Raw genomic sequence first — 15,504 nt, 5'->3', positions numbered from 1 at the left:
CTTAATAAGCTCGTTTTTCCCTGATGAATAAATAAACACCCGTGTAGAAATAATCGCTTCGCAGGGCATCCAGTAAATGCCTTGGCTTCCTGAACTGCCCTGAATAATATAAAAATGCTATGAACCGCACTGCCAGGTACTGCCCCAGGTATTTCACATTTACGTACCCGCTCCGACTGGCAGCCGTTAGTATCTTTTTATACAGACCTATCAGCTCGCGGACCGGCTTGTGCTTCGCCAACTCAATGTCCATCCTCACCATGCTGCAGGAATACAGCAACTGCTCTTCCGGCGAAAGCGCTATCCCGATCTTTGACAAAGCCAACTGGTGGATCTGCATCAGCACTTTTCTGCGCGCTTCCCGGTCCCTCTCTGCCTGCCTTGTTTCACTGTCGGCGAGCAGGCGGTATTTCAGTAACACCACGGGTAAATTAGCCCCCTCCGCACGTTCTGTTACATGCAGCCACAAAGCATGATCCTCTGCCCGGTAATACTGCTGTTCGTATCTCAGCTCCCACCGGCATAATATTTCCCGGCGTATCATAACCGTGGGATGAAAGAATGCGCATGCCGTAAACAAATATGCCTTTATCCTGCCGGGGGTTACCGGCAGCCTGCTCTTTCGTCGCCGTCCCTGTTCATCAAACACCGCCATGAAGGTTCCGCATATGCCTGCCTCCGGGTGGGCCTCCATAAATGTCACCTGTTTTTCTATCCTGTCCGGCAGGGCGATGTCATCTGCATCCATACGCGCTATATATTTGCCCTGTGCCAGCTCAATGCCTTTATTCAGTGTTGCGATCAGCTTTTCGTTCCGCTCATGCCGGATCACCTTTATGCGGTCATCCTGGCGGGAGCATTCGGTAATGACAGAATAACTGCCATCGGTAGAACCGTCATCCAGCACCAGTATTTCCAGTTGCTGATAGGTTTGCGCACTGATGGACTCCAGCGCCTGCCGGATATAGGAGGCGCCGTTATAACAGGGAATAATGACTGAAACAAGCGGGTGACGGCTCATAGGTTATCATTGAAAATCATATCTCTACATGCCTGAATGTGCTCAACCAGGTATTATAAAAATTGATGTTCTTTCCGTAGGAATTATCCAGTATCCTGACCTTTTTGTTCAGTAGGGCGGCCAGTATAAAACCATGCAGGCGGGTGGTAACCACTTTGTCGTACCTGTTGATAAAGCCGATCCCTTGTTGCACATACTTATCCATATTCTTCGGGGAGCGTAGCCCAAAGGCGGGGTCTACCAGCGCCTGTAATCCCGGCAAGCGTACCATCACTTCGCTCAACCGCCTTTCTATACTGTCAAACCGGGTGATCCACCGGGTATGTGCCTGTGTATTGCCATAGGAGGGCCAGTCCCTTATCTCTACGGCTTTTTCCCCGCAGTCAGTCATAAGATCAGCCAGGTTAAAATCATCGCTCAGCTCATGGTCCGTTCTTTTCAAGATCAGGACCCGCCCGGTTGCTGCAACCGTATGATGCGCGCTGAGGTCCAGGCAAAAAGCCATGTCCGGCAGCAACAGCAGCTTCTCCTTATCTACGTACCGACTGATCATTTCATACGAAACATGATCCCGCAAACAGAGGTGAAGGTCTTTATGAGCATTGATCACACGCGCCTCGCGTTTTAACCGCCGGGGCTCCTTATAGTAAGCTGTCTGGGGGAATATAATGATCTTATTGTCCGGGAACCGCTCAATAAGGGATAGCTTGAACTGCTGGCTTTCCGGGTATATATCCCCGAAATTACCGCCGCCATGTATCAATATGACGGCAGCAGTAGGTATCCTGTTGAACCGGCAGGTATGCATGTTAGCCGTATACAAATGCTTATACGGCAGACCCGAAAGGAATTCCAGCTCTCCTTTCCAGATCATGTTATCCCCTATATTCCTGTGATTGGGCACATCCAGCAATACATAATCGCCTTCAACAAGAGGAGATAAAGTATCCTTTATTTTATCCTTTAATGCTGCGATCTGCGCCTGGTTCACAAAACCTGTTGCTATCATGGCTGTTTGATTAAATGAGTTCATAAACAGGTGAGTCACCCTGCATATATCCAGTACCTGTAACCTGCCCTGGAACAAAACCGATAACGGCTGATGATCTCGAACACTATTGTTATCACCAGCATAATAGCTATGTTGATGATGCTTATCATATTGAACAAGTATAACAAAAGCACAGTAAACAGATAAAATACAGTGGTGCGGAGAGAAGACTTATAAAAGTCCTTATACCTTCCGTTAATCAGCAAAGGCATACCCACCAGTGAGCTTAAGGAGGATAAGATCACCATTATGCTTAATATCTGTAACACAGGCGCCGCAGGCAGCATCCGTTCACCGCCAAACAGTAGCACTATATCGTAACTAAAGAAATAAAAGAATATATAAACCATGATGCTGGACAGGAATACAAACTTTATTACCTTCTTAAATAAGGCTGTATCCTTTGACTGTGCAACATTGGGAAAGACCGCCGCTGATATATTGTAAAAAATCCCCAGCGACACCGTCACTATTTTACTGGCCAGATCATAATAGGCTACACTCTTATTCCCCAGAAAGAACCCAATGAAAATAATATTGGTTCTGTCTTTTATAACTGCTGTCACAAAATTGGCAAATATGGGCAAGCTTTCACGCAAATAAAACAACACCCGGTAAAACGGCTGCGGTTTAAACCGTACATTATATCTTGCATACATAACATAAATGCCAAAAAATGCCCCCACGATGCCTCCTGCGAAATTGATGACAGGCACCAACAGGTAATCACTGCTGTTATGTATCAGAAAAAAAATGAAAAAAATAGAAACAATACGCCCCAACACATTTACTACTGTCACATATTTCATATCCTCCACTCCCTGGAAGAACCACGAAGGAAGCAATACGTCATTCAAACAGGCCATGATGCTTAAAAAGCATAGTAGCATATGGCTGGAAAACCAGGGCACTGTGAATACTATAACAGCGAATAACAATAAAGACACCAGCAAAAGCAGCATTTTCCCCATTATTACCGATGCCACTACTTCATCCAGTTTCTCCTTTCTGTGCCGGTTTTGTGCAATCTTTCTGGTAGCTGATATCTGGAATCCAAAATTGATCAAAATGGAGAAATAGGAAACAATGGTACTGACAAAAATCACCAGTCCATATACTTCCTCTTGTAATATACGGATCAGGTAGGGGTAGGTCAGCAGTGGGGCTATCATGTTAACCCCCTGTAATAAGCCTAAGTAACTGAAGTTCTGCAATAGCTTTTTATACTTCATCTCTTAAAATGCGCCGGTAAGTATATTTCACCAGGAAAAAGGCGCCGGCAAGCAGCCCTCCCAGTATCCCGCCCAGGAATATCCCCTTCAGGATTCCCAGTTTTTTGATCTTTAAAGGCAAAATGGGCGTATCCACTATTTGTATAACGGGCGTTTCCTGTGCCATTGCCATCTTGCTTATTTCCAGGTTCTTTACCACTTCCGCGTACATGGTCTGGAGGATCAACTTATCGCGCAGCTCCTCTTCCGCCCTGATACCTGCCACCTGCTTTGCCGGGTTAAAATACAGGTCCTGTACACTGGCAGCCGTATATACCTTTTTGCTCAACACCGTTTTCAGGGAATCTGCCTGGCCTTGTAGCCTTTCCGTATTAGCCTTGTTGCGCATGGTCTTTGTTTCGATATAAAAATCCGTGGCTTCCTTTACCAACTGCTCCGTAAATACTTTGGAAAACAGCTCGTTGCGCGAAATACACTTTACGGATATGAAGTTTAATTTCTTATCCGGCTTGCTGACTTCCAGGTTATTCTCCACGATGCGCTCCTGTAAAACATTCAGTATGCTGTCCTGCAACAAGCTGAACTTTGCCCGTTTATACCCCGCGGGAAAATTTATTCCCTGCAGCCGCTTATGCCGGCTCCATTTTTCCTGCAGCCCGCTAAATTCCATATACAGGTCCGCCAGGGTCTTCTTGTCCTTTCCTGTGATCACGGGAAAAAGCAATGTTCTTTCCACCATCAGCCTGGAGCTCAGAAATTTCATGATGTTATCCCCTTCAAACACACCGTTTGATGAACCTGTGTTCAGGTCCACCCCGAGTTGGCTGGCTACCCCTGCATAGGCGCTCAGCGGGCTTGACCGGCTTTCTTCCAGCACGAACGTCAATTCCCCGGCAAATTTTTTCTCATCCAGCAATGCAAGCATAGTCCCTGCTGCCGCACCGGCTACCCCGCAAATACCAATGATCATCCATTTGCCTAATACATACCTGCAGCACCGCTGTATTTTCAATACCAGCTCCCGGAGCGACATTTCTTCTTTCTGCTGTACTATCATCTTGTATGGAAAAGACTTTATAGTCATATGTTGTCATTGAATTCTGTCCAGCAATGTTACGATGATCAACGCCACGGAGGCCAGCCCGCTGGCGATACCGATGGCTTCCTGTCCGCTCAGCCCCCTGTGATCTTTTTTGGCAGGCACATATATTTCTGCGCCCGGTTTTACTTTCGGGTAACTGTTAAAGAAGAAGACCTTTTTTGTATTCCTTACCTCCCCATTGGCGTATACGATGTAGCTTCGTCTTTTTAAGGCCTGGCTGGTAAACCCACCTGCACCGGAGATATAATCCCTGAAACGCATGTTCTTTGTAAACTGCACTTTCTTGGGGAAATAGATCTCTCCAAAAACCTGCACGGTCTGCAGTTTCTTGGGGACCTTCAGCATATCCCCTTCTTCCAGCAGCAGGTCGTACCCGGCGCCGGGATTCCTGATGATCTCGTTCAGGTTGATACCCAGCAACTGTTCCTTCCGCTTCATGGCATTCATCAGGCGCGTGATATCTGTACTGTCCTGCAGCTTATTGTAGAACAGCTCCAGCCTGTTGGTCAGGAAGGCGCTATCGGATTCATTTATAAATGTTTTCCGCATCAGCAGCGCGCCTTCCGGGTAGGCTTCCGGCCGTAAACCGCCTGCCCTGCGCAATACATCCGATATCCGTTCTCCTTTGCTGTTAATGGCATAACTGCCGGGATACATCACTTCGCCGTCTATTGCTACATAAGCCTGTTTTGTATAACCGGGCGCTTTCCGCACCGTTATTTCATCGAAAGGCTGCAATACAAAAGCGGCGGCGCCGGGCGTATGGCTAAGGTCTGCATTGATATCGAACTGACGGATAATGGCCATGCGGGTATCTGCGGTATCGCCATTGGTATGCCGTATACGCCGGGCTATCTCCACGCGCTTCAGGGAGGCTGCATCACTTAATCCCCCGGCTATCAGTATCAGGTCTTCCAGTTGCATACTGTCTGCATACATATACTGGCCGGGAGCATTCACTTCGCCTTTTATGTCCACCAGGTAAGGCTCCCGCAGCGCTATCCCGGAATAGATGACCACACTGTCTTCCCGCTGCAGGGGCAGGCTTTGACGGCCACTCATGACATCCTCCACGCTAAAATCAATGATGGCCGGCGTATAGTTTGCCTGGAGGCGGCGGATCACGCCACGGGCCATGGCCGCCTCTTCTTTTAGACCGGCCGCCCTGCGGATCAGGTCTGCGGCTGTCATGCCTTCTTCCAACGCATAGTCCCCGGGGTGAAATACGGCTCCCGTAATGGTAACGCGGTTGGTATAACGGTCCAGGATAGAATCCACAAAGAACCGGTCGCCGGCCCTTACCAGGAAACTATCTACCTGGCTGGCCGGAATGTTTACCAGCTCGCGCTGCTCATCGTTTGCCCTGTTTGCCCGGACCACTTTCCGGTAGGCCTTTTCAGTAAACCCGCCGGCATACTCCAGCAGTTGCTGTAACGTTTCATTTTCTTTTGCCTCAAAGATGGCCGGGCGTCTTACTTCCCCGATCATCTCCACGCGGTACCGGCAGGCATTTACCTTTACAATATCCTGGTCCTTTAATACGATATTGCCGGCCAGGCTACCGCGGACCAGGAAATCATAAAGATCGAAGGTGGCCACTGCTTCCCCTTTGCGTATCACCTGTATATCGCGGAAAGATCCATGTTCACCGGGACCGCCGGAGACGTACAGGGCATTGACCACGGTGGCCAGGCCTGGCAGCGTATAGGAACCGGGGCGCGCTACCTCGCCGATCAGCAGCACACGGATGCTGCGTATCTTACCCATGGATACCTGTACAAGGGAAGTACCGCTCTTTATGCTCCCGTGCATGGTGGACAGCCGTTCCGTAATGCGGATACGGGCTTCCTCCATGGTGAGACCATTTACATACACCGGCCCCAGGTAAGGGATACGCACATAACCTTCGGGGGTCACTTTTAGCTGATGCTGGACATCTGTATAACCATATACGTCTATGATCAGCTCATCATCCGGCGATATGCGGTAGTCAGGCGGGGGCGGCATACGCAGGTCGGGCTCAAACGTAAAGTTGTCATTACTGAACAGCTCTGTACCAAAGATCTTCCTGCGGCGCAACGCCCGTTCATACTCCTCTTTGTTTTTCAGCTCCTGCAATTGCCGGTCCCAGTAGTCCGTACTATCCTTTCGATCCGCATATTCATGCTCGTAGCTTTCGTCATTGGCGTTCTTAGCGGTTTTCTTTTCCTGCAGCTCCCTGTCCAGTCCCAATTGTTGTATGCGCTTTGCCAGTTTGGCCGCTTCTTTATCGGACATACCGTTTGCCGCGGCATATTCATTCACCTGCTCAAAGGGAATACCTTGTTGCTTCATGGCTGTCACTAACTGCCGTACCTGGGCATCGGACCAGTCATCTACTTTGGTTTGTTTTAACAGGTTTTCAGGTGTTGCTGACGGTACTTGTGCAAAAGTGAGCGCACAAAAAACCGTTAACAAACATAGTTGTAACAATAAGAGTTTTCTAAACATTGAATTATAGCGCTGTACTTTTGTGGATTCATATTTATCATAGCCACAGGGTCATTTCCTGGAGATCTGACAGGGAGGGACAGATCGATCATAAAGCTGTTAAAATTAGCATATTTAGCGCTACAACCGGACAGGGTCCACATTTCATAACATTAAGGTAACATTATGATAACGTCCCGGATAGGTAACTTTGAAGTAACATTCATTCCCGATATTTAGCCTTACAAATTACCAAAGCTCTATGTCCTATAACCCTTCAAAAGCGTGGCCTTCCTATAACCATTTGCTGCGCAAAATGTTGCCCGTCTTTTTGTGTATCATACTGACTGCCGCCTGCCGGAAAGATAACGGTGTGGCGCCGCCTACCGGGCCGGTGACCCAGCAGGAGATCAATAACTGGATACTGGATAGCATGCGTTACTTTTACCTCTGGAACCAGTACCTGCCTGCAAAAGCAGACACTCAGCCTACGGTTGCTTTTTTTAACAGCCTGAAGTATACATCGGACCGTTTTTCAGTCATCTATGATCCTGAGGATCTGTCTACCTATCCTAAAACCATGCTGTACACGTTCGGGATTGATTTTTCCGTTATTGACTGGCCTGATGCAGCCACCGGAGCTATTGGCGTAATAACTTACGTACTGCCCGGCTCTCCTGCCCAGCAGCAGGGTTTAAAGCGGGGCGATTATTTTACACGTATTAACGGTACTCCCCTAAACGGTACCAATGCCGCTGCACTCAGTGCTGCATGGCTGGCAGCCGGCACGGGCTCCCTTACACCTGCTGCCGTGAACGGCGATACCATTACAGAAGGCAATGCCATTTCGCTGAATGAAAAAACCCAGATCCAGTATCCCATTCATGAGCTGAAGGCACTGCAGGTGGGTGGTAAAACAGTGGGATATCTCTTCTATAATCTTTTTCATGATGCATACAGCCTGGAGTTGCTAGGCGCCTTCAAGCAGTTCAAGATATGGGGCGTCACCGAGCTGGTGCTGGACCTCCGCTATAATTCCGGTGGCAGCGTGGCCACTGCTGCCATGCTAACAGCGCTGATAGCACCAGGCATCAACGAGGAAACCATCTTTGCAAAATATAGTGGTAATGCTAACCTGGGGCAAAGGAACATTACTTTTAAATCGGCGCTGTCTGTTCCCGAATTCGGCGAACCCATCTCCTTCAGCTCCCTGGAGCCCGGCCAGCTTTCCCTGCCGCGCGTATTTATATTATCCGGCCCGCAGACTGCTTCTGCGGCTGAACTGGTGATCAATAACCTGAAGCCCTTTACAGAGGTAGTACAGATCGGTCAAAGCACTTATGGTAAGGACAAGGGAGCAGTCATTATCTCGGATATGCGCAGCCCGAAGCGTATCCCCTGGGTACTGCAGCCCATTACCTATAACCTTTCCAACACCAGTGGAGCAGGCGGCTATACACAAGGTCTTACCCCGCAATACGTTGTGAATGAACTGAGCCACCAGCCGCTTTCCCCTATTGGTGATGAAAACGAGCCGCTGCTGGCGAAAGCTATTTCCATTTTAAGTGGCAATGGCCGGCAAACGGTTCCCGGGCAGATCATATCATCGTCCAGGGTATACTTTGATTCCCGTGAACAGCCCGCAGCCGGGAGCATTGTGCGCATACCCTCCGCTTTGACCCGGTAAATAAAAAAACAGGCTGTAAAAACAGCCTGTCTACTTTTTTGATGAAGATAAAATCTAAACTAATCAGGAAAAGAAATTGTTGCTCCTTTTAATGATTAAGACTTGAAACAGGGTTTTCGCAATTAAGTTTGGCATGATAATATTTTTGGTTGGGGGATAATTAGATGGTCTAAACCCATTACGGCAGATGCTCCTCCTGCTTCAAATGATGTTCATGGCTCACGGGGCGCATCACTACGTCTTTTACAATAGTATGGCTGCCGGTTCCCAGCAAAAGCAGGCCGGGTTGTAATGATCTTTGTTGTGTCTTTTTAATTTTATTTGGTGGAATCTGCAAATAGTCAAATCGAATATACTCCAGTACACCGGAGCTGTCTTCCGGGATATCTCCTCCATAGGCCAGGCCATTGCCGGAAGGCAAAATAAGCGTACCCTGTCTGGCCGGGGTTTTCTTTACCGGCGCACGGCCCAGCAACATCATACCGCACCAGGCATTATGGCTATTATCCGAGCTGTCTGTTACTGTAAAATGTATCGGACGGACAGGCGTACCCCGCGCCATTATTTTCGCTCCCCGGGTTATCACCAGCCCGCCATTCAGGCGCGGCTGTATAGTTTCTCTTTTACCTGTTACTACTTTTATAACAGTACCCTGTTCTATGGTTAAGGTAGCTTCATTGCTTACATACACCAGCCCGTCTATGTACCAGGTGCGATTGTTGATCAACAGGGTATTTTCTGTTATTACCCCACGCAGGGTATCCTGGTAGGGCACAGTTTGTATGTTGGCCGGCGCCGGCGCGGACATAGCATCCTCCTTTTCGCAGGAAACCATTACCGGGGCCAGGGCTACAATGCCTGCCGCCAGCATCCGCCAATAGCTGATATGGTCAATAAGCCGGTGCATAAAAACAGGGTTTTCATTCTTGAATAGTTTGTCTTTTCAGCTATCTCATACACAATATCTTTTAACTGCCGCTGTAAATATTTCAATTTGCCTGAATGGCGCTTTCTTTTCCCGGCCTGACGGTCTCCATCTGACCGGTGGCGACATCCATCTGCTCTCTTTCACTGCCTACTTGTCAGGTGCCACTATCTATCTATAAAGTGTTCCGATCCATCTGTCAGGTGACGGTATCTTTTTATCAAATGACAGGCTCCATTAAAGATCTTACTGGTTTCACAAATCTGTCAGGGCTTTTCATTAAATAGTTAACAAACAATGGAAGGCGATGGATATATGTTAAGCTTCTGTAGAAGCCATTGTATGCTTATTTATTCAAAAAGAGATCATGCAACCGGTCAGATAAAAATTCCCGCTTTTCACCAGCCTTGCAATGTTATGCACGTTTGATGGACCGCTGCCTGGCAGGACGCATATAGACACTCTTACTCCAGAACCTGGATTATCCCACATAACACCGGTATTATTGGTTATACCAGGCACCAGTTGATCAGTGCCGCTATACTTTACCAATATGCTGTACCCAATTTCACCATGACTCATATCAACGGTGATAAAATCAGTAACTGAATAATTGTTCAGATTTCTGTATATATGAACAGGCACCGTATCCAAAGTGTATGATGCCCAATCGGACTGGTAGAGATAAAGATCTACCGGCGTGGGGATACCCGGATCTCCTACATAAAAAGCCAGCCTAGCACTATCCTCCGGGATATCCGATCCGCCGCTTACAAAAAGCAGGGGCGGTGCAGTGGTATCAGATTCCAGTACAGACAGTACACAGTCAGGCCGGGCCAGCACCACCATAGTATCTACCAAAATGGTATTGGAAGACAACTCTTTTACTACAAAATGCTGGCTGCCATCTGTTTTTACAATTGTTGTTCTAAGTTCACCATTGTTGCCCAGGCTGTCTCCCAGTAGCTTGTCATCTACAAAAACGCTGAACACAGGATTTGTCCTGGAAGAAATAACCCTGATGAAAGCATCGGTTACCTGCGGCGCTTCCCGCAGTTCTCCATCTTTCTGGCAGGAAATAATCGTTACCAATATAGCGGCCAGGCATATTGCTGACAATGCGCTTTGTTTTATCATGTTTTTACAACGTCTCATCTGCCTGTAAATAAACCTTTTCATCATTTTTTAACTTGTTTATTTTTAAAACCAGGTAACCGGAGTAAGCCGGCTACCTGGTCCAGTTCATTGCACCATAGTTTAAAAGTGGTTTATGCCATTAGTTACATGTGTTATCAAGTGCAAATGCCATCCAGGCTGTACCATTAGCAGCAGCCGGATCAAATGCACCCCTGTAGGAAACAGCAGTCATACCGCTGCCACCAACAAACGCATTGATCGGAGCTTCGTTAAACACGGCACCGGTTGCTGCGGGTGAACCTACAGTAGTATCAGGTCTTGCATCAAAGGTAGCAGGAGAATTGGGCTGACCAAACATCCATACAGTCGGTAAGCTGCCAAACGGATTCCTCAGGCGAATGCTGTCATTTGCATTACCACCTACCCATACTTTATTGGAAGCATCCAGTGCAGGAGTTGCACCAGTGGTAAAGGCCTGTATCAGGTTATGCCTTACGCTCTGGATTGCAATTTCTGCATACCCGGTGTTATAACCCATGATGATAGAGTTATACAGGATGCCGGATGAATTCCTTCTAAAGCGGGTACCGCGAACGGTGCCAGTAACTGCAGCGCTATTTCCGCCTATGATAGTCATGTTGGAAATAACCGGGCGGGTCTGCGGAGTAGCAGAAGAACCGGTACCGTCATTATCAGATTCAATACCGTTGGCATCGCCGTTGAAAGTATTGTCTACAGATTTAACAACAGCCAGTGCAAACTGGATAGCGCCCCTGTAACCAAAATCAAAGTCAAAAGCATCATCGTTGGTAGACTGGGCAATGATGTACCGCAGGCTTACCGTACCGCCAAAACATTCAAAAGCGTCATCAGCGCCATTGGCAGCCAGTACGTGGTGAATTTGGGTTCCGCTTCCCACGCCACCCAGGGTCAGGCTGTTCAGCTCATTGTTCGGAGAAATAGCAGCACCGGCATTGTAAATCCTCACATAGTTAAAACGGCCGGAGTTGTCGCTACTGTTGCTACCACCAAAGTGTACATCTACACCAGCAGGTAAAGAAGGCAGATCGATACCTTCAATGGTAACGGTAGTAGTATCCTGGTTAATGGGAGCCTGACCCAGGATCACAACACCACCCCATTTACCTACAGAATCAACGGTAGACGTAAAGATGATTGGCTGGGTCTCAGTACCATCTGCAAATATTCTACCGCCACGGGTAATTACCAGGGCAGAAGCTTCTGCAGGAGTAGGCTTGCTGATACCTTTAACAGTTACACCCTGCTTGATCACCAGCACACCACCACGCTTTACATAACATTTACCATCCAGGTAGAAAGTGTTGCAAGCTCCTTCCAGTCTTATTGTATCACCCCCCTCAATAATGTTCGGTAAGGTATCGCCGTTGGCCAGGTATGTAACACCAGCGCTCAGGGGACGCTCTGCAACAGGCTGCTGAGCTTCTTTTTTACAGGCGCCGAAGGCTAATGCTGCCAGTGCACCGCAATAAACAAGGGCTTTTTTCATGGTTAACTTTTTTTGTTTTTTTTTAATAGGGTTTTATATGATGCAACGAACTTTCTAAAAATTGTAGGTAACATTCAGTGTTACGCCGGTACCGCGATAGCTCTTATAACGGGTATAGTCCAGGTCCGGGTTGTAGCCATTCCCACGGGGATCGTTATTCACATTTTCCTTGGGATCAGTATTGTTAGGTACCCCACCATTCTCATTCAGTTTTACGTTATCGTAAATGATAAAGTGCTGCTGCAGCAGGTCGCTCAGGTTCAGCCGGATGTCCAGCTTATCCTTCAGCAGGCGGGTGCTCAGTTGCAGGTCCAGCACATCGCGCGGATTCTCGTACTGATCTGCATAAGGGTACAACCCACCCGCTGCTATACGGCGACCGTAACGGTTATAGCTTACATTGATGCCCACCGGCTTGCCCATATAGCCTACGCCTCCGTTAATTACGTAAGGAGACAGGCCCTGTAAAGGACGGTTCCTGGAATCCGGGGGCAGTTCGCCGAAATTGGTGCCGCCTTCACCATTGGCAGCCCTCAGCATCTCTTCGGTATTGTAGCGCACGTTTGCCTTCATCCACGAGCCATTGCCACTGATGTACAGGTTCCGCCAGAAATTGCTGGCAGGATTAATAAAGTCAAATGATTTGCGGAAATCAATTTCCATTCCGGTAGCAGTAGAGCTACGCAGGTTAAAGTAGTAGTAAATCTGCCCTCCTCCCTGCACACCACCTACCACCAGCTCTACCGGGGATTCAAATCTTTTATAGAATCCTGATACGGAGATTACCTCTCCCACAGAAGGGTAAAATTCATAGCGCAAATCCAGGTTACGCACACGCGCATCTTTCAGGCCATAAGCGCCTTTATATTCCGTTCTTTCCTTAAACTCATAATAGATATAGGAACTCCTCTCCCGGAACTCCGGGCGGGAAAGCGTTTCTGCGTAAGCCAGGCGTATGTTCATCTTCGGGGTCAGACTGTAGATCAGGTTGGCAGAAGGCAGCCAGTCTACCTTGTCAAACACCACGGTAGAGTCTACAGGAAGGCCGGACGTAGGTCCAAATGTAACAGTATGTACTTCTGCGTGGTTGTTTTCCATACGCACCCCGCCAATGAATCGGAAATGTTTCAGGAAATTCAGGTCCAGCATGGCATAAGCGGCCTGCAGGCGTTGCATGCCGGTATAATCGTCTCCCGTTGCAGAGCTGCGGGGGCCGGTAAGGAAGTAGTACAAATAACCCGGTTTGAAAAAGCTGGGATCCAATGCTTCATGATCCGGCAAACCTTTGCTTTCTTCTGCGTATGCCGCGCTGCCTCTTACAATCATACCTACGCTCTGATAGTCTGCTTCCCGGTAAAAGCCAGCGTACCCGGCTTTTATTTTCTGCTTCTGCCCGGCTACCGTAAATGGCAGTGACACATTAGCCGACCAGTTATAACGGTCTTCCTCCAGGTAGGAATTAAAAATAGAGCCCCCCCTGCCAAGGAAACCGGTTCCGTCATTGAAGTTGTAATAGTAATAACCCTCCGGATCTGTAGGTTCCCGGAAGCCCAGCAGGTTACGGGAATCAGGCTGACTGCGCCGTACATTCACCCAATCGCCGTTCCACTCCAGCTTAATGCCTTTTTTACCCAGGGCATGCTCCCCTTCCAGGCGGTGCTGACGGATATCATTGATTAGTGTTATACCGGTATAGGTCCCTGCATAAGTGCCGCCAAAACCCTGTATAGTACCGTTGTACACGTTGGTTTCCGTGGTAAACAGGTGGTTGTATAAGTTCTTCAAGGCTACTTTATGCCCACCTTTGAGGTAAGCTACATTCAGCAGCGCCCCGGTTGCAGAACGGAAATAATAGGAACTTCCGGCAAAGTCATACTGGTCGCCCAGGTAAGTACGCCGCTCCTCGTCTTCTATCTTTTCTTCATGACGGTACATTACTGCCCCTGTAAGCCCTATCCGGCCGCCGTTGCGCAGGGATATCTTACGCCCGGCGTTCAGTTGGTAATTCTGCACCGGGCTGTAGTTATATCTATACAGGCCCCAGTTGTTGGGAATGCGGCGGTTCATTTCCCCTCTCTTTTCAGCATCCGCATTCACATATTCGTGACGGTCCCAGGTGCCGTTCCGCCACCAGTTGCGGTTACCATCGTCATAACCCAGGTAATCGTTCTGGCCTCTTTTGGTGCTGTACATATCCCGGCCAACGCTATTGGTATTGTAGCCGGAGCCAACTGTTACGCTGGCATAGTTAAAGTCCGGTATGTCTTTAGTGGTTACCTGCACCAGGCCGCCGGCAAATTCACCCGGCATGTCCGGCGTAGCGGTCTTATTCACAATAATATTATCAATTAGCCCGCTGGGAATAATATCAAAGGAAAAATTACGGCGGTTAGGTTCTGTACTGGGCAGCGCGGATCCGTTCAACAGTACGTTGTTATAACGATCGCTTAATCCACGCACGGTCACAAACTTGTCGTCCTGCACAGTGAGGCCGCTTACCCTCTTCAGTACCTGGGCGGCATTGTTATCCGGCGTAAGGGCGATCTGCTCCGCGCTGATACCGTCAGAAAGCGCTGCATTATTCTTCTGCAATGCATACAATCCTTCTACGGAAGCCTTCCGGTAGCTGGCCGTTACCACCACTTCTTTCAGGGCAGCGGAGGAAGCTGTCATCACTACATTCAATGATGTTACGCCTTTCTCCTTTACGACTACTTCTGTTATACGCCGCGTGCTATAGGAAATAAAGCTGAACTCCAATGTATAAGTGCCAGGCTCCAGCTCCAGGTCATAGGAACCATCCACCTGCGTAACGGTGCCTCTGCCACCTGCCGCACCTGTTACCCGGATGGTTACACCCGGGAGGGGTTGGTTCTTGTTGTCCACTACCTTACCTGTTACATGGCCCCTCTCCTGCGCTTTCGGCTTGTCGGCCCTTCCCTGGCGTATAGCTACAGTATTATCTGCAAAGGCGATATCTACGGGGGTGTTTTGATCCAGGAAAGACAGTATACCTGACAGCGACCGTTCCCTGATAAATCCATCGTCCGGCAATGCGCACTTTTGCAAATACTCCGGATCATAAACAAAAGTATAGGTTGTTTGCTGCTTTAGGGTTTCAACTACTGCAGCAACGGTTGTCATTCCCTGTTTAAGCTGTATCCTGTCATTTAGTGCATGATAGGACTGTGCAGCTAACATCATCGATTGCGCATTCAATAAAAAGCAATTGAAGCTGAGCATCATCATAATGGACATACGTTTCCCTGTACAAAATCTCCTTGTAGATTTTTGCATACTGTTAGTGACTATTTGTGTTTAGATTAGTTTAGATTATCCCAGGTATATTATT

General features: G+C 48.3%; 10 protein-coding genes. 1 reads left to right on the top strand and 9 read right to left on the bottom strand.

Going from position 1 to position 15,504, the window contains the following annotated elements; translation table 11 throughout:
* Position 1: 1 nt before the first annotated feature.
* The 5 genes from LX66_RS11375 to LX66_RS11355 are packed head-to-tail and all read right to left on the bottom strand — an operon-like array spanning position 2 to position 6,740.
* The gene (locus LX66_RS11375) at positions 2-1,021 is read right to left on the bottom strand and encodes a glycosyltransferase family 2 protein (protein ID WP_145713262.1); all 1,020 of its coding nucleotides are present in this window, start codon (positions 1,019-1,021) and stop codon (positions 2-4) included.
* A 16-nt stretch (positions 1,022-1,037) separates the two neighbouring features.
* Positions 1,038-2,030: a polysaccharide pyruvyl transferase family protein gene (locus LX66_RS11370; protein ID WP_158642606.1), complete on the bottom strand. Its 993-nt coding sequence runs from the start codon at positions 2,028-2,030 to the stop codon at positions 1,038-1,040.
* Between the two features lie 35 nt (positions 2,031-2,065).
* A complete protein-coding gene (locus tag LX66_RS11365; RefSeq protein WP_145713258.1) occupies positions 2,066-3,304 on the bottom strand; it encodes an oligosaccharide flippase family protein in 1,239 nt (412 codons plus the stop codon).
* Positions 3,294-4,388: a lipopolysaccharide biosynthesis protein gene (locus LX66_RS11360; RefSeq protein WP_158642605.1), complete on the bottom strand. Its 1,095-nt coding sequence runs from the start codon at positions 4,386-4,388 to the stop codon at positions 3,294-3,296. The genes LX66_RS11365 and LX66_RS11360 overlap by 11 nt, the downstream gene beginning before the upstream one ends.
* Positions 4,389-4,394: 6 nt before the next feature.
* The gene (locus tag LX66_RS11355) at positions 4,395-6,740 is read right to left on the bottom strand and encodes an SLBB domain-containing protein (protein ID WP_158642604.1); all 2,346 of its coding nucleotides are present in this window, start codon (positions 6,738-6,740) and stop codon (positions 4,395-4,397) included.
* Positions 6,741-7,137: 397 nt separating this feature from the next.
* Here LX66_RS11355 and LX66_RS11350 point away from each other — a divergent pair, with 397 nt between their 5' ends.
* Positions 7,138-8,562, top strand: coding sequence for a S41 family peptidase (locus tag LX66_RS11350; protein ID WP_145713251.1), 1,425 nt, complete (start codon positions 7,138-7,140; stop codon positions 8,560-8,562).
* A gap of 178 nt (positions 8,563-8,740) precedes the next feature.
* On the opposite strand, the gene LX66_RS11345 is transcribed toward LX66_RS11350, so the two are convergent.
* The 4 genes from LX66_RS11345 to LX66_RS11330 form a co-directional block, all read right to left on the bottom strand.
* Positions 8,741-9,469 (bottom strand): hypothetical protein, encoded by a 729-nt coding sequence (locus LX66_RS11345; RefSeq protein ID WP_145713248.1) that lies wholly within the window; start codon positions 9,467-9,469, stop codon positions 8,741-8,743.
* A 372-nt stretch (positions 9,470-9,841) separates the two neighbouring features.
* Positions 9,842-10,624 carry a hypothetical protein gene (locus LX66_RS11340; RefSeq protein ID WP_145713245.1) on the bottom strand — a complete coding sequence of 261 codons (783 nt, stop codon included), beginning with the start codon at positions 10,622-10,624 and terminating at the stop codon, positions 9,842-9,844.
* A 139-nt stretch (positions 10,625-10,763) separates the two neighbouring features.
* Positions 10,764-12,152, bottom strand: coding sequence for a hypothetical protein (locus tag LX66_RS11335; protein ID WP_145713242.1), 1,389 nt, complete (start codon positions 12,150-12,152; stop codon positions 10,764-10,766).
* Between the two features lie 54 nt (positions 12,153-12,206).
* The gene (locus LX66_RS11330; protein WP_158642603.1) at positions 12,207-15,296 is read right to left on the bottom strand and encodes a TonB-dependent receptor domain-containing protein; all 3,090 of its coding nucleotides are present in this window, start codon (positions 15,294-15,296) and stop codon (positions 12,207-12,209) included.
* Positions 15,297-15,504: the final 208 nt, after the last annotated feature.

This window comes from Chitinophaga japonensis (genome assembly GCF_007830125.1).
Taxonomy (GTDB): Bacteria; Bacteroidota; Bacteroidia; order Chitinophagales; family Chitinophagaceae; genus Chitinophaga; species Chitinophaga japonensis.
This window is presented reverse-complemented; position numbering and strand designations above follow the sequence as displayed.